The organism is Shewanella sp. 0m-6 (assembly GCF_052977325.1).
Map to the genome: position 1 here is coordinate 1 of NZ_JBRIMD010000001.1, position 20156 is coordinate 20156.

Here is a 20156-nt window from a genome sequence, read left to right on the forward strand (position 1 = left end):
ACCCATGGACGGATAGTGTTGGTATTTATGTCTGGAACATTTATGCCAACACCCATGGACGGATAGTGTTGGTATTTATGTCTGGAACATTTATGCCAACACCCATGGACGGATAGTGTTGGTATTTGTGTCTGGAACATTTATGCCAACACCCATGGACGGATAGTGTTGGTATTTGTGTCTGGCCATAAATGTTGCATTCATTTATTGGTATTTCCACCTGCAAATCTTTAATTCCAGCGCAGTTAACCGCAATTGCGTTGCGGCCCTTTTAAGCCTGCTATTTATCGGTAGAATGGAGCCGATAAAACTCTAATAATGATCTCAGCAATAACAATAACAACAAGGAATACCAGCGTGCAAGAGACTGCATTTAGCCTGACACTACAACCAAGATTTTGTGAAACTGACGCCTTAGGGCATATCAACAATACCGTTATACCGGTGTGGTTTGAGGCGGCGCGTGAGCCTATTTTCAAAATTTTCAACCCAACACAAGACTTGTCTAAGTGGAACTTGATTGTCGCGGGCTTTACCATCGGCTTTAATGCGCCAACCTACTTTGCCAGCGACGTAACGGTAAAAACCTGGGTGAGCCGTATCGGAAATAGCAGTTTTGAGTTAACCCAAAGCTGTTGGCAGAACGGCAAAAAGACCGCGGAAGCGCAAACGACCATGGTGCATTACGACTATACGAGCGAGAAAAGCCAGCCTCTAAGTGCTGATATTCGAGAGCAGTTAGCGTTGCTGACAGGCGAGTAGTGTAATGAGTATGGGCTCGTGAAAATGAGCCTTGAGTTTGAGTACGTTGTTATTTTTTGCTCAAAAACTTCTGCACGTACCAGCAGCTCGCTTCAATTTCAAAACCTTGCGATTTGGCCCATCTTAGGCCATTACGCACCAGTTTTTCAGCTAAGCCTTTGCCACGCAGCTCCGGCGGCACGTAGGTGTTGTTGAAATTACAGCGGCGAGCCGGTGAGTCAGCGCTGCTATTATCAAACAGCTCATAAGCTAATACGGCTTGCGCCCCGTCTAGGTTAATAACGAATCGACTTTCATCTACTAGGTGAACGACTTCACTCATAAAGGCTCCCATCCATTTTTTACTGATACGTGCTTTAGTAACAGCGCTAGATACTAAAGTTAAACACTAAAATTTAAACACGAAAACTTAAATATTATGCTGTCTGTTCATAGGTTTTTAAGGCATCGATTAACTCTGGCGTGAGTTTGGCTTTTTGGCCTGTTTTAAAGTTAAACATCACCACCTGCGATGAGCCAAGTGTGGTGACGGCTTTTTGGCTCAGGCTATATACACTGTAGTGCATCATGAATCGGTCATCTTTAATATCACTAATGCTAACACCAACCGTTAAGGTATCAGGAAAGGTGACCGGACGCTTATAGCGCGCTTGGTTTTCGCTAATCACAGGGCCAACTGCTGTTGTTTGTAACTCTTCCAATAAGTTAATTTGATTGAAAAAGTCGATTCTAGCTGTCTCAAAATAGCGGAAATACACCACATTATTAACGTGTTGCAAGGCATCCATTTCGCCCCAAGCGACTACAATTTGGGTGTTGATGGGATATTGCTTAAGAAAATTATCCATAATGCTCTCTATTTGATTCGTATCAATATTTAAACGGACGTTTAACTTTTGACCAGCATAACAGCATGTTTATCAGGCAACAAGGCAATGGATAATGCTAACTAGTATAAGTGGGGGTATATGCAAAGAATGACTAAATGGTTAGCAATCGCGTTACTGCTCAGCTTTGGGCAACTGAGTCAGGCGGCGGTAGTAAATCAATTTATTGAGGCTGAAACTCGACAAGAGCTTAGGGGATATCGATTGCTTAAAAGTATTGAGCCGCAGTTGCAACAGCTGTACTTAACTTTACCCATGCAGCACAAATTAACCGTGGTGTTTGGTTCGCAAGATGGACCATTGTTTGACCCTGAGACAATGCAAATAGAAATCCCTTATCACTTCGTCACTGAGGTGCTTAATCGCTTTACCAAAGATGAATATCAGCAAACGGGAGTAAGCCCAAAAACCGCCACTCAAGATGCTCTGCTCCATACATTAGGTCACGAGTATGGCCACGCCTATATTTACGCTAATGATGTAATCGTACTTGGGCGGGAAGAAGATGCGGTGGATACCTTGGCGACATTATTACTTATCAATGCTTTTGAACAGGGCGCAGAAATTGCGTTAAGTGCAGCTGACCTATTTGCGCTCGAAGATGAAGGCATTGATGAGCTGGCAGATGGTGATTTTAGTGATGAACATAGCCTAGATGCACAGCGATACCATGCAAGCGTATGCCTAATTTATGGTAGCAATCCTGAGAAATATGCAAGTCTGCTGGCAGGCTCTGAACAAGGCATAGACAGAGCGGTGATGTGTGAAGAGGAGTACGCTCGTCAAAGTGATAACTGGGAGAGGTTAAAAAGCCGCTATTTAGCAAAATAATGCACTTGAAAGTCGGCAAATGCTAAGCGTGTTTACTTATATACCCAAACGACTTGAACATGCTCATTTCAGAGGCCTTGCGCAAAGCCTTCTTCGATGGGGTTTAATGCACTTTCTGCTGCGTTATTGATCTTGCTAAGGGAACAACCATTAACTGCAATCAACGCCTTGCTTAAAGCGCATTAAATTCCCACTGAACCCTGCATCTTCAGGTGGCTTGGGTATAGTAATAGAAAATGTTGGTAAATTGTTGCCAAGCGTTTATGGTATACGCTTCTTGTGCAATTAATAATGAATGGGGCCAGTTTTTTTATGACGGCAACAAAAATAATAACAATGCCCGCAGCTTTTCAAATCATATTGTCTTCGGTTAAGGGATTCTACCAAAAGCGAATTTCAGGCTTAGGGCAAAAGCTATCAGTACTGACTTTCGCGCAATACCTATATGTGTTAGCGGGATTAATTGCTATTTTTGCGGACTCATTTAGTTGGGTTGCTGTGTTAACTGTGTTGGCGTTAACGATAGAGCTGTTACCTATTTTTGAGCGAATTTGGCATAGCTTAGTTGGTAAAGCAGTGCTGTTGCTGTTTTATGCCGTGGTGGCTAACTTTGCTTTGAGTTGGGCCGGCGGAGTCGTCAATGATGTGATTGGGGTGTCTGCCGCGCATGTTGCTTATACTCACAATTTAGCGATTTTGCTTTATATCCCAGTATGGTTTGTGTTTATCACCGCCCTGGTTATTCTCGCCGCGCAGTTGTTGGTACCTTTCTATTTAATGCTTGCTTTAATGCTCGCGCCATTAGGCATAAAACTGCCTAAGTTGACCCAAAATGTGCATTTTCAAAAACTCACTTGGCTATTGCGTTTAATGTTGGCAACAGGCTTGCTTGCTCACCTTGTTTTATATGTATTGCCAGAGCTTGAAGCAGAGCAGTTACAACAAACTATTACTCGTGATATCACTGTTGGCTTGGTACCGACTGCGACCACTATAAGTGCCGAAGATGCAGAGCTAAAGGGTATGACAGATGAGTATTTGCAGACACGTTATGAGTACCAAGCATTTGTGCGACAGATGATTGCACTCTTTGCATTTGAGTTTGAAGCTGACAGTAAATCTAGGTGTCAAAAGGATGTTGATTCAAGAGTGGTTGAGCTAAACGATTATGAGATCATGGAGGTTTATCGAGATAAGGCGCAACTGGATGGCTTTAGGTTTGAAGTGAAAAAGTGTATTTCACCCGCCTTTCCAGTGGTAAGTTGACCATAAAAAGTAACAAAAAAGGGCCATAAAGGCCCTTTTTTAATGTGCTCTAGTTTAGTCGATTTTCAGTTCGCTAAAGCTAGTAATGGTTCTAAAGTCACCAGTGCGTTGGCTATCATCGCGTACCATCTGCACGACTTTTAAGCCTGCTTCACTAGCGGCTTTTAGCTCTTCAAGCACGTCAGATACAAACAAAATCTGCTTCGGGCTTAGGCTAATCGTGTTGACGATATTGCAATACGCTTGCTTGAAGCGCTTGTTACCTGTGCGTGTGTCGAAGTGACCGTTAAACTTATCGTTTAGATCGCCCGCATCGCTGTGGCTAAATAATAGTTTTTGCGCTTCAACCGAGCCAGAAGAGAAGCTGTAAACACGTAAACCTTGTTGCTTGTAGCCATCTAATGCTTCGATAAAATCAGGGAAGATGTGCCCTTTAAACTCACCATTGGCATAGCCCTGCTTCCAGATCAAACCTTGGATAGTTTTCAGTGGCGTAGCCTTACGATCTTCTTCAATCCACTGCAGTAAAATTTCAGTGACGCGAGCAAGGCTTGCATCAGGCTCAAGTGCGATATCTTGCACATCGCAAATGCAGTTATCTACGAGTACATTATGTTGATTCTGTTCCAGAAAAGCGGGTAAGGCCTTAGCTGAATAAGGAAATAGTATATCCTCAATAAAGGTAAGGTCGGTAGTCGTACCGGCTGTATCTACGACGATGGCTCTGATACCCATAATGTTTGGTTACTCCGCAATGTGGATGACTTGTAGTCGAGATCGATTTAGTGCTCAGATCCTAAGCTGAATTAGCTCGGCTGGCTAGTGTAATCGGCGCTCACTCTGTACTAAATTTACAGTTTTTTCTGATTGTTGGCGACTAATATCTAATATTGACTAACCAAGCTGAGTTATTAATTAAAACTCTCGCAGCAGTTAGTTTGATTGCTCGTGGTTCATTTTGTTTAAACCCTGAGTCGTGGTTGTTTATTAAGTAATCTACTGTTAACTTGGTCATTTATTTAACGATTTGCTTAACTACTTGGTTAGCGAGTTGGCGGCAACTGCGCTAATTTAAATGGCTAGATCTAGGTAGCTAGATTTAGATAGCTAGATTTAAATAGGTAGATTTCAAGGACCAAAAATGACGAGAATATTTATTATCGCGTGCTTATTCGTGCCACTCTTCAGTGCTAATGTAAGCGCCACACATAGCGTGGTAGAGCCATTAACAGTAACTTCAGAGCTAATCGAACCCGCAGAGTTTACTGTGACGTTACCGCCCAGTTATGGCACCAAACCAGATAAAGAATATATCGTGCTAGTTGATTTTCATCCACGAAGCCAAGCCTTGCTCGCGGGCATGCATGACTGGATGAGCCATAACGGTGATTGGCCCTGGTTAGAGACGATAATCGTCACGGCGCCTGATGGCCATCAAGGCTTAGGCGACCTAAAAAGTGCAGCGATTGAAGAACGCGGTAATCAACAGTTACTTGATTACCTTGAACAAAATCTACTGCCCGCTATCGACAAGCAATACCGCACTAATGGTTTTCGCATTTTAAATGGCTTTACCGGTAATGCAGGGCTGGGATTATATACCTTAATCAATCGCCCCAGCTTGTTTAATGCCTACTTTGTAGCAAGCCCTGTGCTAAGTAAAGATTTTGCCTATGTCATTAAAGATGCGCCGAAAAAGCTTGCTGATATGCAAGGTAATCCTCGATTTTTGTTTATGACGACTAATGACAGCAAACATGATCAACAGCAGCTTGCTGCATTTGCAGAAATGGAAGCCATTCTTGAAGCCAACGCCAATGATACTTTGGATTACCGCATTAAGCGTTTTGATGGCAGTTACTATATGACTCAGCCTGTGCTGGCAGCCGCTTATGCGATTGAAGCCTTGTTTGATGACTATCATCAAGTATTGACGGCAGATTCAGAGATTTCTAAGCAAGGTCCACAAGCTATTGTGGCGTATTATCAATATTTATCTGAGCAAAAATACGGTTTTAAAGTGCCAGCGACTCGCTCATTGATTAAGCTGGGTGATTCTTACCTTGAAACAGAACCGACTAAGGCGATTGAAGTATATAAAGTGGCAATCACTGATGATCCTAAAACGGTTTCCGCCTATGACGCTGTTGCTGGCGCTTATGCAAAGCTCGGGGATTTTGAGCAAGCGATAAAATATCAAGGATTAGCGCTAGATAAAACTAACCACTCTTTTTATAAAAAGAAGTATTCGGAAAAGCTGGCTATGTATAAGCAGCAGAGCAAGCTCTAACTCCTAACGCTTAAATTTCTAACCTTTAAGCCCCGAGCCTTTATGGCAACTTAAACGCTAGCCTTTTGGTTAGCGTTTTACGTTTTTTAAGCGCAGTTAAAGGTACTTTTTCTGCTTGCTACTGACTTTTTTCAGGTAGTTTCGGGTCTCTTCACGGTTATGGCGGTGGGTTAAAAACCAATAAAACTCACTGACCGTCATCTTATTAATCCGCGCCAAGGCCTTGGTGCGATTGCCCCTAGAGTCGAGACTCTTCCACAGATTACCCGCGCCGCCGTTGTAGCTTGAGATCACCGCATATTCACGTTTCTTAGGATGTGTAATCCCCTTAAGGTAACGGCTTGAAAGTATCTTTAAATAGCCCGTACCGACCTCAATGTTTTTGGCCGGATCATAAAGGTAAGCCGATGACGGAGTATGTTTATAGCCCTGGATTAAGCTGAAGTAGTCGCGACCAGCGGTATTGGCTTTAATTTGCATTAACCCAAGTGCATTAGAGCGCGAACGGGCCAATGGGTTAAACGAGCTTTCGGTTTCAATAATTGCCATGATTAGATCTGTGCTAATGCCGTGTTTACGGCTCGCACTGCGGGCATAGTTGATGTACTTGTTACCGGCGATGGTGGTGTGTTCTTTCACCATGTGAATCGCGACTCTAAAGCGCGAGTTAACCCGTTTACTTTTAGCGACTAGGTGGTCGGCGTAACGCGATGCCCGCCATTGAAACTCAATCGCTTTACCTTCTTGGTCGAGTACTTGCCCCCAAAAGAAGGGCTTTTTCTTTTTACCGATTAAACCAAAGTCTTGTGCGGTTTGCGCATCGATAACCTTAGGGTCTATTTGGGTCAGCAGCACCTGTACCACAGCTTCTTTTAGCTGCGCTTTACTGCTGGTTTCGACCAAGATTAAACCACGTTTAAAGTCGACGTAGGTTGAGGCTTGTTCGCTCTCATTAAACACCAAAACAGACGGTACGATTGGCCGCGAGTTAGCATCTTGCCCCTGATACTCCTGTAGCAATGCCGCGACATCGGCATCGTAGTCGCTCAAGTCTAATTTGCTACTGTTAGCGCTAGCGTGATTCGCTATGGCGATAGCGATTACGCAGCAGATCGCAATGAGTAGTTTGGATAAGTATTTAGACATTTATCAGTGGGTTAGGTTTTTGTGGGGTGATTATACATTGATTGACTATAACCCTCATAGTTGAGGTCTGATTTTTCAAACTTTGGTTGTTTTTTGTGTCATTTGGATTTCGATTTTTTAAATCGATCAAACTTCGTTTGATAACAATTTATGGGCTATACGCCCATTTTATAGAGCATCAGGCTTCGCCTGACCTCTAAGTTAGACTTCGTCTAACAACTAAAGTCGTGAGCTTCCAGCTCACACACGGCCAAGAGGGGATCAACAGCAATCCCCTCTTGGATCACCCCTGCCGCCCCGACGAAGTTGTTGATCCTCATGCTTATGGATAAATCACTAACGCTTCCGATGGGGCATCCTGCCCCGCGAAAGCTATGCCGACATCCCTGTCGGCATCACGTGATTGATTCCAACGCACTTCGGCAACTCCGATGGGGAATTGGAGTTTCCTGTAAATTCAGTGGCTAATTTTAGTTCTGTAGCTTGTATCTGTGAACACAGAAACCTAGAGATAGTGCTTTTCTAATCCGGTGCAGATACGGCCGTGACCGTCAATGTTCTGGTGAGAGATAACGGAGTTATCAAGCTCTCGAACGAGAGGCAGGATGCCGAACTGGCCTTTAAACCGGGATGTTGTTTGTCATGGCCGAGCTTCCAGGGATGGATTCACAGCGTGTCATGGCAGTGTCTGCACATACGCCTGCTGCAGGCAATTAGTTGCATCAGATGCGAACAGCAACTGAGAAACTATATTGGGAGCGCCAGTATCATCAGACAGGAAAATGGCTGGAATACATACGCCGACCGCAGGTCATTAGCTGCATCAGATGCAGACAGTTACCTCTGAGGTAATTCGAAATATTTTAGCCAACAGGCCGAAAAAGGCAGAAGCCACCATAGCCAAATGGTGGCACACTCAAACCACCAAAACGATGAAAATGCCTCATCGCTCAGGCATAGCTAACTCAGGCATGGCTCATCATTGGTGTACGAGGTGACCATTCTTCACCACATCCACACACGATGCCACACCATAGGTGTACGCTAGCTCCGCTGGGGTACTGATATTCCACATACAGAAATCAGCAGTCATGCCGATTTCTATTACGCCCACATGGTCATCAATCCCTAATGCTTTAGCGGCGTTGCAGGTCATGCCTGCTAACGCTTCCTCTGGCGTTAAACGCAGTAACGTACAGGCCATATTGAGCATCAATAAGCTTGAGCATATTGGTGATGAGCCCGGGTTATAGTCGCTGGCGACCACCATAGGTACCTTGTATTTGCGCAGCAAGTCGATTGGCGGGTGTTGGGTTTCACGTAAAAAGTAAAATGCGCCGGGAAGAATTGTGGCGCAGGTACCGCTTTCGCTTAATGCTTTTACGCCGTCTTCATCAAGATATTCGATGTGATCTACCGATTTAGCGCCAAGCTTGGCTGCTAAGGCAGAGCCGCCCATATTAGAAAGCTGCTCTGCGTGCAATTTGATATCCAGTCCAGCATCTTTTGCGGCGGTGAGTACGCGTTCGGTTTGTTCTAAATTGAAGGCGATATTCTCGCAAAACACATCGACAGCATCGGCAAGGTTTTCTGCAATCACGCGCGGTAACATTTCGTTGATCACCAGATCCACATAGGCATCGCTCCTTTCTGTACTACCGGGAGCGTCTTTGTATTCTGGTGGAATAGCGTGTGCGCCTAAAAAGGTGGTTTTAACGTCTACATGATGATGCTTACCTAATTCGCGGGCAACGCGTAGAATTTTAAGCTCGGTTTCGATATCTAGGCCATAACCTGACTTGATTTCTACTGTGGTCACGCCCTCTTTAGCGAGTGCGTTTAGGCGCTGGCGACCCAGCTCAAATAGTTCGGCTTCATCGGCTTCGCGGCAGGCTTTGACGGTTGAAATGATGCCACCGCCGCTGCGGGCGATCTCTTCGTAACTCGCGCCTTGTAGACGTAGTTCAAATTCATTAGCGCGGTTGCCTGCAAATATTAAATGGGTGTGGGCATCGATTAATCCAGGGGTGATCCAGCCACCTTTACCTTTGTAAATTGGGGTAGCGAATACATCAAATTCAGGCAGTTCGCTACGCTTACCAACCCAAGCTATTTTGCCGTCCTGTACAGCAAGCGCTGCATCGGTAATGGCACCGTAAGGCGCTGAAATGTTTGGCGACATTGTAGCGATGTTGATATCTATCCAGACTTGATCCCATGACATGATGCAGTTCTCTTTAAGGTTGTTTTTTGTGGCACTTGAATACTAACACCAAATATCAGCACTAAAATTAATTTGTGAGCTAGCTTGTATTTACTTGTATATACAAGCTAGGATTGTAGCCGAGTTTTTGAGCATGTAAATAGCGGGCAGCAAGTTTAATAGCAACGGGATAGTTAATGGCAACGCCAAAGTTTGAAGAGATTAAGCAATATATTTTAGCGCAAATTGAGTCTGGCGAATGGGCTGAAGACAGCCGTGTGCCATCTGAAAATCAATTGGCCGAGTTGTTTAATTGCAGCCGCATGACGGCCCGTCGCGCCGTTACTGAGCTAACCGAATCAGGCGTATTAGAGCGCTCTCAAGGCTTAGGCACTTTCGTTGCAGGCCTAAAAACCCAGTCTTCGATGATGGCGATCCGCAATATTGCCGATGAGATCAAAGACCGTGGTCACGGTTATAGTGTGCAACAAGTGTTGCTGACTCAAACCACGGCAACGGGCGCGATTGCGATTGCGCTGGGGCTAGAAGAGGGCGGCGCGGTTTATCAGTCGGTATTAGTCCACTGCGAGCAAGGTACACCGCTGCAGCTAGAAGAGCGCTTTGTTAACCCTAAACTGGTACCCGAGTATTTAGCACAAGATTTTACCCTGCAAACTCCCCATGAATATTTATCTATGGTGGCACCGTTAACCGAAGCTAAGCACACTATCGAGGCCAAAATGGCCGATATTGCGCAGTTAGCCCTGTTACAAATTGCCGCCACAGAGCCGTGTTTACAGATTACTCGCCGAACTTGGTCACGCCAAGGTGTGGTGAGTTTTGCACGCTTAGTGCATCCCGGCAGTCGATTTAAATTAGGTGGCCACCTGACCTTTAGTTAAAGACGCTGGGGAGTAAAGACGCAGTGGGCTGCCGCTATGTAAGTAAAAGCGATCAACAAAACGCTTTAGCAATGATTCACTAATGATTTACCAAGGAATTGACAGTAAGACAGTAAATATAAAGCTTAAAAATAAGCTGATAAGAAAAACATAAAAACAAATTGAACGAGGTAGTACCGATGGATAAGAGACATGATCCGAGCCGCCGCATTATAGCGCCGACAGGAACAACACTCAGCTGTAAGAGCTGGCTGACTGAAGCACCTATGCGAATGTTGATGAATAACCTGCACCCCGATGTGGCTGAGCGTCCTGAAGACTTAGTGGTTTATGGCGGTATTGGCCGTGCGGCACGTGACTGGGAGTGTTACGACAAAATCATTGAGGTACTGCAGCGCCTTGAAGAAGACGAAACCTTAATGGTGCAGTCGGGTAAGCCAGTTGGCGTATTCAAAACCCACAGTAACGCACCACGGGTGATCATCGCTAACTCTAACCTAGTGCCACATTGGGCAAACTGGGAACACTTTAACGAGTTAGATAAAAAAGGGCTGGCCATGTATGGCCAGATGACAGCGGGGTCGTGGATCTATATCGGCTCACAAGGCATTGTCCAAGGCACATACGAAACGTTCGTTGCTATGGCTAAGCAACACTTTAATGGTTCGTCTGCAGGCAAGTGGATCTTAACCGGTGGCCTAGGTGGCATGGGCGGCGCGCAGCCTCTAGCGGGCACTATGGCGGGTTACTCTGTATTGACCTGTGAAGTGGATGAAACCCGCATCGATTTCCGTCTACGAACAAAGTACGTCGACAAAAAAGCCACTAGCCTTGATCAAGCCTTAGCGATGATTGATGAAGCTAATGCTAATGGCAAGCCCGTTTCGGTTGGTCTGCTTGGTAACGCAGCTGACGTATTTGCCGAACTGGTTAAACGCGGTATTACCCCTGATGTAGTGACTGACCAAACCTCGGCGCATGATCCGCTAAATGGTTACCTGCCACAAGGCTGGACGCTAGAGCAAGCGATTGAAATGCGTAAAACCGACGAAGCGGCAGTGGTTAAAGCGGCCAAGCAGTCAATGGCAGTGCAAGTAAAAGCCATGCTAGCACTACAAGCGGCGGGCGCAGCGACCACCGATTACGGTAACAACATCCGCCAAATGGCATTTGAAGAAGGCGTTGAAAACGCTTTTGACTTCCCCGGTTTCGTGCCTGCATATGTACGTCCGCTATTTTGTGAGGGCATTGGCCCATTCCGCTGGGTGGCACTGTCTGGCGACCCTGAGGATATCTACAAGACCGACGCAAAAGTAAAAGAGCTTATTCCTGATAATCCACATCTACACAACTGGTTAGATATGGCGCGCGAGCGTATCGCTTTCCAAGGTCTGCCGTCACGCATCTGCTGGGTAGGCTTAAAAGATCGTGCTCGTTTGGCACTCGCCTTTAACGAAATGGTAAAAAATGGCGAGCTTTCTGCGCCAATTGTGATTGGTCGCGACCATTTAGATTCCGGCTCTGTTGCTAGCCCTAACCGCGAAACAGAATCTATGCTCGATGGTTCTGATGCGGTATCGGATTGGCCGTTAATGAACGCACTACTGAACACGGCAAGCGGTGCCACTTGGGTATCCTTGCATCACGGCGGTGGTGTTGGTATGGGCTTTAGCCAGCACTCTGGTGTGGTGATTGTGGCAGATGGCAGTGATGACGCTGCGGCGCGCTTAGGTCGCGTACTGTGGAATGACCCGGCAACAGGGGTGATGCGTCACGCCGATGCGGGCTACGATATCGCTAAAAAATGTGCAAAAGAGCAGGGCTTAGACCTGCCAATGCTATAAGCCGCTCTCATCGAGCAGTATAAGAATAAGAGGCATTAACATGAGTCATTTAGTATTAACTCCGGGTACGTTAACCCTATCGCAAATCCGTGAGATCAGTCGTGGCAAGGTAACATTAGAGCTAGCACAAAGTGCTATCGCCGATATCAACACCAGTGCAGGGCTAGTACAGCAAGTATTGGATGAAGGCCGCACAGTTTACGGTATTAACACCGGCTTTGGCTTGTTGGCAAACACCAAGATTGCTGCTGACGACCTGCAACTGCTACAGCGCTCTATTGTGCTGTCTCACGCTGCAGGTACCGGCAAACCCATGAGCGATGCGACTGTGCGCTTGATGATGGTATTGAAGATCAACTCACTGAGCCGTGGTTTTTCTGGCATTCGTTTAGAGGTGATTAACTTCCTGATCGCACTAGTGAATGCTGAAGTTTATCCCTGTGTGCCAGAGAAAGGTTCTGTCGGTGCATCGGGTGACTTAGCGCCGCTATCACACATGTGTTTGCCACTGCTTGCAGAAGGCGAAGTGAGTTATAAAGGTCAGCTAATTAGCGCCGCGCAGGGTCTTGAAATCGCCGGGCTTAAACCACTTGAACTGGCGGCCAAAGAAGGGTTAGCACTGCTTAACGGTACTCAAGCTTCAACGGCATTAGCACTTGAAGGTCTGTTTAACGCAGAAGATCTGTTTGCTGCAAGCTCAGTGATTGGTGCCATGAGCGTTGAAGCGGCAATGGGCAGTCGTAGCCCGTTTGATGCACGTATTCACGCTGCTCGTGGTCAAAAAGGTCAGATTGATTCGGCGGCTGTGTTCCGTCATCTGCTCGGTGATGAGTCAGAGATCAGCTTAGATCACGTTAACTGTGAAAAGGTACAAGATCCTTACTCACTGCGTTGTCAGCCACAGGTGCTTGGCGCATGTTTAACTCAAATTCGCCACGCGGCAGATGTACTTGGCACAGAAGCTAACGGCGTAACCGACAACCCACTGGTGTTCCAAGACACTGGCGATATTATCTCTGGTGGTAACTTCCACGCCGAGCCTGTGGCTATGGCAGCGGACAACTTAGCGATTGCGATTGCTGAGCTTGGTTCTATCGCTGAGCGCCGTATCGCGTTGTTGATTGACTCTAATCTGTCGAAACTGCCTCCATTTTTGGTTGAAAACGGCGGGGTTAACTCAGGCTTTATGATTGCGCAGGTAACGGCTGCTGCATTGGCATCAGAGAACAAGACCTACGCGCACCCTGCGTCAGTCGATAGCTTGCCAACCTCTGCAAACCAAGAAGATCACGTGTCGATGGCAACCTTTGCGGCGCGCCGACTACGCGACATGTCAGAAAACACTCGTGGTGTATTGGCGGTTGAACTGCTTGCTGCTGCGCAGGGTTTAGATTTCCGTCGTCCACTGCAACCAGCGTTCGCCGTGGCTAAAGCCAAAGCAGAGTTACGTGAGCTGGTGACTTACTACGATAAGGACCGTTTCTTCGGCCCAGATATCGAAGCGGCCACCGATCTACTGATCACCGCTAGCTATAACGCTTACTTGCCAGCCGGTATTTTGCCAAGCCTATAGGTTGTAGATCCAGTTAGTCGTTGCAAAAAGGGCCTAAGGGCCCTTTTTTTGGCTGTCACTTAGTGAAGTAGAGCTGAGACGTTTTTTTCGCCATTTTAAAGTTAGATCTGTCGCTAGCGAAAAAGAGTAAAAAATTATTTTTTATTTATATTAAAGATTAATCTCAGTGTGTAATAAGCTGTCTAATATTTTGAGTGTGTAGCTAGCTAGTGACTGGAGTGCTTACTTGTGTAAGTGCTTGAGTGGTGTTTTTATTTTGTTTTTTGTGTTTTTGATAAATTTAATGAAATAGTTTTTATTGGTTTAATAAATACTTTTTGAACGTCCTGAAAATATAATTATTTTGAATTAAGTTAACTTGGTTTAGGTGTGCTTGTTATACTTGTTAGTGCGGATAGTATTATTTAATGGTTTTATTTCTGTTGTTGTAAATAGATTTGTGGAAAACTTAGAATAGTATTATCGCAGCTGGGCGGGCGGGATAAAGCAAAAAGCCTGCGTTGGTAGAGCACCGCAGGCTTCGATTGTGCGCTTAGGTATTCATTTCGCTATTGCTTACATGCGTGAATCCATCTCACCGATTTTTAAACTCATCAGCTGCTTGCTCCACTGAGCTTTGTCGATGCCCTCTACCCAGAATACGCGGCTATCGCGAGTCTGTCCTTTGCGAAGATAAGTATCTGGCATTCTGAAAATAGCCTGCCATACCTTGACGGTTTCTTTTTTGATTAATGCACCTGAATCGGCGAATAGGCTGATCTCTAACTGAATCATTACATAGTGCTCAGGGCTGTTACTGCTCAGATCGAATGTGAGTCCAAGACGGCCATCGTCATCCCATTGGCTGTTTAACAAGCTGACTTTTACGCCGCTTTTAGCAGTTGATTTTAATAGTTCAGATTGTGCAATAGCATTTGATGTCAGTGTTTCTGTGTTAGCCGGTAGTGTTGTTGGCACAGCTGCCGTTGTTGCTCGCGTTGCATTCTTTGTGGCAGTTGTATTTTCTACTGCGGTTGCGCTTCCTGCTACTGCTGCACTTTTTGCAACCGCTGTACTGTCTGCAATCGCTGCAGCGCCGACAGTTGCTGGTAGAGTGACAGGCACTGCGGTATCAGGCTTTGTTTGACTCTCAAGAATGACATATTCCCAAGTAAAGTCGTCGTTTAGTTTAACCGTGGCGCCATTTTCTAAGGTAACTCTTGTTACTTCTTCAGCTAGAGCTGGGATAGAAAACATTAAGAACGCAATCGAGGCGTAGATTCGCAGGGTTTTATACATGAGTGTTAACCTATTAACTGAGATTGGCTTAGCATAGACAAACTACTAAAGGATTGATACTGCATGAAGTTAGATTTAAACGGTAGAGATTTAAACGTTTCAGAACTTAAGGGTCGCACTAAAAAACTATCCTGCCTCTATGCTGGCTTTATGATCCCTGCGTTGCAACCCTATACTCATGATGAGACTCAAGTATAAGCTCGAACGCATCGCTTGGGGTGAACTGTTGCTTGAGCGGGTGGACGAAATATAAGCGATACAGTACACTCCCTGCAAAATTTAAACAGCAGTTAACTTTATAACATTAAACAATATTATGAGTATGATCGTAGGGACTTTATAAAGAAGGGAATCATGAAAATATTGAATGTTTGTATCATTGCTATTGTTGCGCTGGGATTCGTTTTTGTCGTTATAAATATGGGGATGGGTGCTGTAAAAACGGCGGACTATACAGAGTCATGTGTTCATGTCGATAATGTGTTTTTTAAACAGCATCATTTTTCCGGTAATACACCTTTTACGTCTTTTAAAGCTGGGGAATATCAAGTTAAAGGTGCGATTTTATTTTGCAGAAGTTTCAATATGTTAAATTGAATTAGGGGTAAGTAACTCTAGTCCGTTGGGAATAACTTAAACTGAGAAAATGATGCTTTGACGATGTTTGAGCATTATGTTTTACATCGTCTCTAATTTATACATCGTCTCTAATTTATACATCGTCTCTAATTTATACATCATCTCTAATTCATACATCGTCTCTAATTTATACATCATCTCTAATTTATACATAGTTTCTGATTTATACATCATCTCTAATTCATACATAGTTTCTAATTTATACATCATCTCTAATTTATACATAGTTTCTGATTTATACATCATCTCTAATTTATACATAGTTTATGATTTATACATCATCTCTAATTCATACATAGTTTCTAATTTATACATCATCTCTAAGTCATACATAGTTTCTAAGTCATACATAGTAGCTAGCTCTTACATAGAGTAACCGATGCTAAAGACTGCGGACTCTGTTGCCGAGTTATAGCCAGCACCTAGTATAAGGCGTTTACCTATAACGTAACGCAGGCCGACTTCTGCTCCCCATGTGGTATTTTTATCTGTTTCCCAGACGGGCTCAGTACCGACAATATAAGGGACGATATTGGTGGTTGAAGAATACTCTGTTGTATAGGCCGCGGCACCGCCATAGAGGCTGAGATCACTGGTGAGTGAATAACTGAGGCCAAAGCGCCAGAGGGTGTCACGAGTGTAGGCTTCACCCGGCGGCTCGACGTAAACATCTTCTTTTTTACTCTGGGCATAACCTATGTAATAGCCCCAGTCGGCATAGTCACGGTCATAATGGTGAGGCGCAACGGTGATACCGTACATAGCTTCTGCGGCGGGAATATAGTCTACAGTTATAGCCATTACGGGGGCTGGTTTGAACGTGTCGTCTTGGCTGTAATCATTTGCCATAGCGTTAAGGCTAAATAAAGCGACTAAGCTGGCTACTAATAATCTAATCATGCTTATCTCTTAAACGTCTGACATAGGATGATGGATTGTTCTCAATCTTTTGTTTACAGTCAACCAACAGTGCTAAAATAGCCGAAATAATAGCGGTTTGTAACAATAGTGTTGAACTAGCTCGATACTGATGTTGGGCTTTGTTTAGATCGATGCTCCGTGTGGGGTCGATCAAAAGTGGAGAGAGATTTTGGATCAGAAATTACGCTCATCGATAGTGGAGTGGCTTACCAAGTTCGGCATTGATGCTCAGCCATCAGATGGTATGTCTAGCGCTATTATGGTGGTTGCATGCTTTATTATCGCTTTTATTGGTTATTTCTTCGTCAAGCGCGGCGTTGTAACCACCATGAATATGGTTATTCTGCGTTCGAAAGCGCATTGGGACGATATTTTCATGCGTCATCAAGTACTCGAGAAGATCGCGATACTGGTTCCCGTTCTTATCTTGAATATTTTGATGCCGCTGGCGTTGAGTGACCATAAAGTAATGAGTAGCTTAAGCGACCGGTTACTCGACGTGATGATTGTGGTGTTGCTCGTTCGCGCTATTTATAGCTCGTTAGACGCTGCCAATGAAATCGCTGATTATAATTTAGTGAGTCGTAGATTACCGATTAAGAGCTTTGTGCAGCTGGCTAAATTGTTCATGTTCTTTGTGGCTATCATCATCTCTATTTCAGTGTTAGCAAACCAATCACCTGTTTATTTCTTAAGTGGTTTAGGTGTCGCGACGGGTTTAGTCATGTTGGTATTTAGAGATACCATTTTGGGCTTTGTGGCGGGTATTCAGCTTGCTGCTAACCGTATGGTGAGCCCGGGTGACTGGATCGAAATGGACAACTTTGGAGCCAATGGCACAGTAGAGGAGGTGTCGTTAACCACTGTTAAAGTGCGCAACTTTGACCAGACCCTGACCATGTTACCCGCTTATGCTTTGGTTTCTGGGGCCTTCAGAAACTGGCGTGGCATGTCTGAATCTGGTGGGCGACGGATCAAACGTGCGATACAAATTGACATTCAATCGGTGCGCTTTTTAACTGAAGATGATATGCGTAGCTTAAGCAAGATCAATCATCTTAAAGACTATTTCTCTGCAAAGTCGGCGGAGATCATTACATATAACGCTCATGTACAAGATGCAGACATGTATGTGAATAGCCGTCATCTAACCAACTTAGGTACTTTTAGGGCTTATATCCAAGAGTACTTAACTCAGCACGATAAGCTCCGTAAAGATATGACGCTGATGGTGCGTCAACTGGCACCAACCGAGCTAGGCGTCCCTATCGAGCTTTATGTGTTTACTAACGATACAAGATGGGATTTTTACGAGGGCATTCAAGCCGATATATTTGATCACCTGTTTGCGATATTGCCTGAATTTGGTTTAAGAGTATTCCAAGGCCCGACGGGAGCGGATGTTCGCAGCTTGAAGCATTAATCTTTTCTTGATATTGCGATACATAGCAACAGCCAGGTTTACACTCATCAGTATTAATCCTGGCTGTTTATTTTGTGGCTTACACTGATTGGTATTGGTGAGAAATTAGTTTTCGCGAGTCACCAAAATTGCCGCTAATGCCACAAATACTCCACCGCTAGTTCTATCAAACCAATGCAGTTTATTACTCGACTTCAGTGTTGGCGCGAGCACATTCGCCATGCTGGCGTAGATCATGACAAAGCTAAAATCTACCACGGCCCAAGTTGCAGCAAGTATGGCCAGTTGTGGCCCTTGAGGCGCTGTAATATCGATAAATTGAGGGAACAATGCGGCAAAAAACAGCAGATCTTTGGGGTTGCTAATGCCCACCAAAAAGGCCTGTTTAAATAGCTGTTTTGGCGTGCCTTTACCTTGGGTTGTCTTAAGCTCTAAGCCTTTACCATCGCCCTTGGTGAGCAGTAATTTAATCCCAAGAAGCAGAAGATAAGCTGCGCCACACCATTTTAATATCGTAAAGCCGTATTCAGTCGCGCTTAACAGGGCGCCTAAGCCAGCAGCTGACGCCATCATTAATATCAATGCCGAAGTGACGCTGCCAAATGCAGTGGCTATGCTGCGACTCTTACCATAGTGAATGCCGTGACCCATAGACAATACAGCCATGGTGCCAGGAGACACGGCAATCAACAATATGGCAAAGAGGTAGAGTAACCAGGTATCAAAGCTCATAGATTTTATACAATTTTAAATGACTGGCAGCACTATAGCCGCCAGACATTATTTAGGCAAACACCTAAGGATTATAGTCGGGGATAGCCTTAGGGTGACGGCCTTGAATTGAGCGGTAAAAGTCGACGATTTCGTTCATATCTTGTCGAATGTTGCCTGTTGGTGTTTTGCCTTCGGCAATCACGACTGTCTTGCTACCGAAATCGAGTCCGACGGTTATGATCGGTACTTGAGCTTTATTGGCGATATGATAAAAACCAGTTTTCCAGCGAGATACTGGGCTACGGGTGCCCTCTGGAGCCAAAGCTAGACGGAAATTGGGATTGGCTTGAAATAACTCGGCTACGGCATCGACCATATTGTTACTTTGACGTCTGTCGACGGGGGTGCCACCAATAGCACGAAAAAACCAGCCCCACGGTGGGATAAACAGTTGATGCTTACCTAAGAAGTTGATTTGTACGCCTAGTGCGCCACGGGCGATAACCCCAATGATGAAGTCCCAGTTGCTGGTATGCGGTGCGACAATCGCAATAAATTGCTTATCTTTTGGCAGCTCGCCGGATATTTTCCAGCCGATGAGTTTTAGCAGCCCTTTCCAAAATAATTGAAACATATAACGAAAACCTTCCGGCCTTTTTTTAGAGTATTGATGTTTTCTGCCGCTTTAGCCAATCATTAGCTATGATTGGCGGCAAGACGTCAGATGGATATTTGGGTATAGTACACCTAATAAAGCCCGATCGGAGAGTGGCAATGTTTAAAAAAGGAATCAGTGTCTTATTGTTGTGTTTGGCCTTTAATGCCAACGCTGTGCCAACGGATGATATTGCGAGTATTTTGGCTGAACAACAGGCTGCATGGAATCGCGGTGACTTGGATGCTTACATGCAAGGCTATTGGAATAACGACAAAATGCGTTTTGTGTCGAATGGCAAATTTAGCTACGGCTGGGATAAAACCTTAGCGGCATACAAGAAGCATTATCCAGACAAGGCGGCTTTAGGCGCACTCACTTTTACGATTAAAGAAACCAAGATGCTAAGTAACTATGCGGCGATCGTTGTCGGACGCTGGTCACTAGAGCGAGCTAAAGATAACCCTAATGGTGTGTTTACTTTGCTGGTTGAAAAAATCGATGATCGCTGGGTGATCACTCATGACCACACATCGGATTGAGCCTGCTAGACTAAAACTGTCATTAGCTAACCTCTCGCTGAGCGAGCAAACTTTTAGACTGCAAAGCTTGATATTGATAGCTTTAACAAAAGTAAGGAGTTTATATGGCGTTTATATTACCTGCGGCCTTACTGGTTATAGGCTCACTCTTTTTGATTGGGCATGCTGTGATAGATGAGCGTAAAGTAAAAGATTAATACCGGAGACGCTCATCTTACTATTGCTTGAACTCGCTCTAAGGTGAGTACAATATCAGATGAGCTCAATATTCGGCTCGCAA

The 20156-nt window shown here is 44.9% G+C and carries 19 protein-coding genes; 10 read left to right on the forward strand and 9 right to left on the reverse strand.

What is annotated here, in order from left to right; all coding sequences use genetic code 11:
- Nucleotides 1-318 precede the first annotated feature (318 nt).
- On the forward strand, nt 319-762 hold the full coding sequence (locus ACVBJC_RS00005) for an acyl-CoA thioesterase (protein WP_447170474.1): 444 nt from the start codon (nt 319-321) through the stop codon (nt 760-762).
- Nucleotides 763-811: 49 nt separating this feature from the next.
- Here ACVBJC_RS00005 and ACVBJC_RS00010 read toward each other — a convergent pair whose 3' ends face one another.
- Together ACVBJC_RS00010 and ACVBJC_RS00015 are read right to left on the reverse strand one after the other, a co-directional pair.
- Entirely contained in the window at nt 812-1084 is a 273-nt protein-coding gene (locus ACVBJC_RS00010; protein ID WP_447159130.1) for a GNAT family N-acetyltransferase, read from the reverse strand.
- Between the two features lie 94 nt (nt 1085-1178).
- Nucleotides 1179-1610: an acyl-CoA thioesterase gene (locus tag ACVBJC_RS00015; RefSeq protein WP_447159129.1), complete on the reverse strand. Its 432-nt coding sequence runs from the start codon at nt 1608-1610 to the stop codon at nt 1179-1181.
- 120 nt (nt 1611-1730) lie between these two features.
- Here ACVBJC_RS00015 and ACVBJC_RS00020 point away from each other — a divergent pair, with 120 nt between their 5' ends.
- Entirely contained in the window at nt 1731-2480 is a 750-nt protein-coding gene (locus tag ACVBJC_RS00020; protein ID WP_447159128.1) for a DUF4344 domain-containing metallopeptidase, read from the forward strand.
- 336 nt (nt 2481-2816) lie between these two features.
- The gene (locus ACVBJC_RS00025; RefSeq protein ID WP_447169946.1) at nt 2817-3746 is read left to right on the forward strand and encodes a hypothetical protein; all 930 of its coding nucleotides are present in this window, start codon (nt 2817-2819) and stop codon (nt 3744-3746) included.
- A 54-nt stretch (nt 3747-3800) separates the two neighbouring features.
- Here the strand turns inward: ACVBJC_RS00025 and mtnC are convergent, their stop codons facing one another.
- Nucleotides 3801-4481, reverse strand: a complete 681-nt coding sequence (mtnC, locus tag ACVBJC_RS00030; RefSeq protein ID WP_447159126.1) for an acireductone synthase — start codon at nt 4479-4481, stop codon at nt 3801-3803.
- A 406-nt stretch (nt 4482-4887) separates the two neighbouring features.
- On the opposite strand from mtnC, the gene ACVBJC_RS00035 reads away from it, so the two are divergent.
- Nucleotides 4888-6036 carry an alpha/beta hydrolase-fold protein gene (locus ACVBJC_RS00035; protein WP_447159125.1) on the forward strand — a complete coding sequence of 383 codons (1149 nt, stop codon included), beginning with the start codon at nt 4888-4890 and terminating at the stop codon, nt 6034-6036.
- A gap of 96 nt (nt 6037-6132) precedes the next feature.
- On the opposite strand, the gene ACVBJC_RS00040 is transcribed toward ACVBJC_RS00035, so the two are convergent.
- Nucleotides 6133-7182 carry a murein transglycosylase domain-containing protein gene (locus tag ACVBJC_RS00040; protein ID WP_447159124.1) on the reverse strand — a complete coding sequence of 350 codons (1050 nt, stop codon included), beginning with the start codon at nt 7180-7182 and terminating at the stop codon, nt 6133-6135.
- Between the two features lie 979 nt (nt 7183-8161).
- Nucleotides 8162-9406 (reverse strand): imidazolonepropionase, encoded by a 1245-nt coding sequence (hutI, locus tag ACVBJC_RS00045; protein ID WP_447159123.1) that lies wholly within the window; start codon nt 9404-9406, stop codon nt 8162-8164.
- A gap of 176 nt (nt 9407-9582) precedes the next feature.
- Here hutI and hutC point away from each other — a divergent pair, with 176 nt between their 5' ends.
- The 3 genes from hutC (at nt 9583) to hutH (ending at nt 13704) form a co-directional block, all read left to right on the forward strand.
- A complete protein-coding gene (hutC, locus tag ACVBJC_RS00050; protein WP_447159122.1) occupies nt 9583-10287 on the forward strand; it encodes a histidine utilization repressor in 705 nt (234 codons plus the stop codon).
- Between the two features lie 179 nt (nt 10288-10466).
- Nucleotides 10467-12131 carry a urocanate hydratase gene (hutU, locus tag ACVBJC_RS00055; protein WP_447159121.1) on the forward strand — a complete coding sequence of 555 codons (1665 nt, stop codon included), beginning with the start codon at nt 10467-10469 and terminating at the stop codon, nt 12129-12131.
- Between the two features lie 40 nt (nt 12132-12171).
- Nucleotides 12172-13704, forward strand: coding sequence for a histidine ammonia-lyase (gene hutH / locus ACVBJC_RS00060; RefSeq protein WP_447159120.1), 1533 nt, complete (start codon nt 12172-12174; stop codon nt 13702-13704).
- A gap of 555 nt (nt 13705-14259) precedes the next feature.
- On the opposite strand, the gene ACVBJC_RS00065 is transcribed toward hutH, so the two are convergent.
- Nucleotides 14260-14982, reverse strand: a complete 723-nt coding sequence (locus tag ACVBJC_RS00065) for a DUF3157 family protein (RefSeq protein WP_447159119.1) — start codon at nt 14980-14982, stop codon at nt 14260-14262.
- 354 nt (nt 14983-15336) lie between these two features.
- On the opposite strand from ACVBJC_RS00065, the gene ACVBJC_RS00070 reads away from it, so the two are divergent.
- The gene (locus tag ACVBJC_RS00070; RefSeq protein WP_447159118.1) at nt 15337-15579 is read left to right on the forward strand and encodes a hypothetical protein; all 243 of its coding nucleotides are present in this window, start codon (nt 15337-15339) and stop codon (nt 15577-15579) included.
- A 405-nt stretch (nt 15580-15984) separates the two neighbouring features.
- Here ACVBJC_RS00070 and ACVBJC_RS00075 read toward each other — a convergent pair whose 3' ends face one another.
- Complete coding sequence (locus ACVBJC_RS00075; RefSeq protein WP_447159117.1) at nt 15985-16521, reverse strand: TonB-dependent receptor; 537 nt, start codon at nt 16519-16521, stop codon at nt 15985-15987.
- A 190-nt stretch (nt 16522-16711) separates the two neighbouring features.
- On the opposite strand from ACVBJC_RS00075, the gene ACVBJC_RS00080 reads away from it, so the two are divergent.
- A complete protein-coding gene (locus tag ACVBJC_RS00080) occupies nt 16712-17965 on the forward strand; it encodes a mechanosensitive ion channel family protein (protein ID WP_447159116.1) in 1254 nt (417 codons plus the stop codon).
- 105 nt (nt 17966-18070) lie between these two features.
- Here ACVBJC_RS00080 and ACVBJC_RS00085 read toward each other — a convergent pair whose 3' ends face one another.
- Both ACVBJC_RS00085 and ACVBJC_RS00090 read right to left on the reverse strand, forming a co-directional pair.
- On the reverse strand, nt 18071-18697 hold the full coding sequence (locus tag ACVBJC_RS00085; protein ID WP_447159115.1) for a LysE family translocator: 627 nt from the start codon (nt 18695-18697) through the stop codon (nt 18071-18073).
- Nucleotides 18698-18761: 64 nt separating this feature from the next.
- Nucleotides 18762-19313, reverse strand: a complete 552-nt coding sequence (locus tag ACVBJC_RS00090; protein ID WP_447159114.1) for a lysophospholipid acyltransferase family protein — start codon at nt 19311-19313, stop codon at nt 18762-18764.
- Between the two features lie 140 nt (nt 19314-19453).
- Here ACVBJC_RS00090 and ACVBJC_RS00095 point away from each other — a divergent pair, with 140 nt between their 5' ends.
- Nucleotides 19454-19876, forward strand: a complete 423-nt coding sequence (locus ACVBJC_RS00095) for a YybH family protein (protein WP_447159113.1) — start codon at nt 19454-19456, stop codon at nt 19874-19876.
- Nucleotides 19877-20156: the final 280 nt, after the last annotated feature.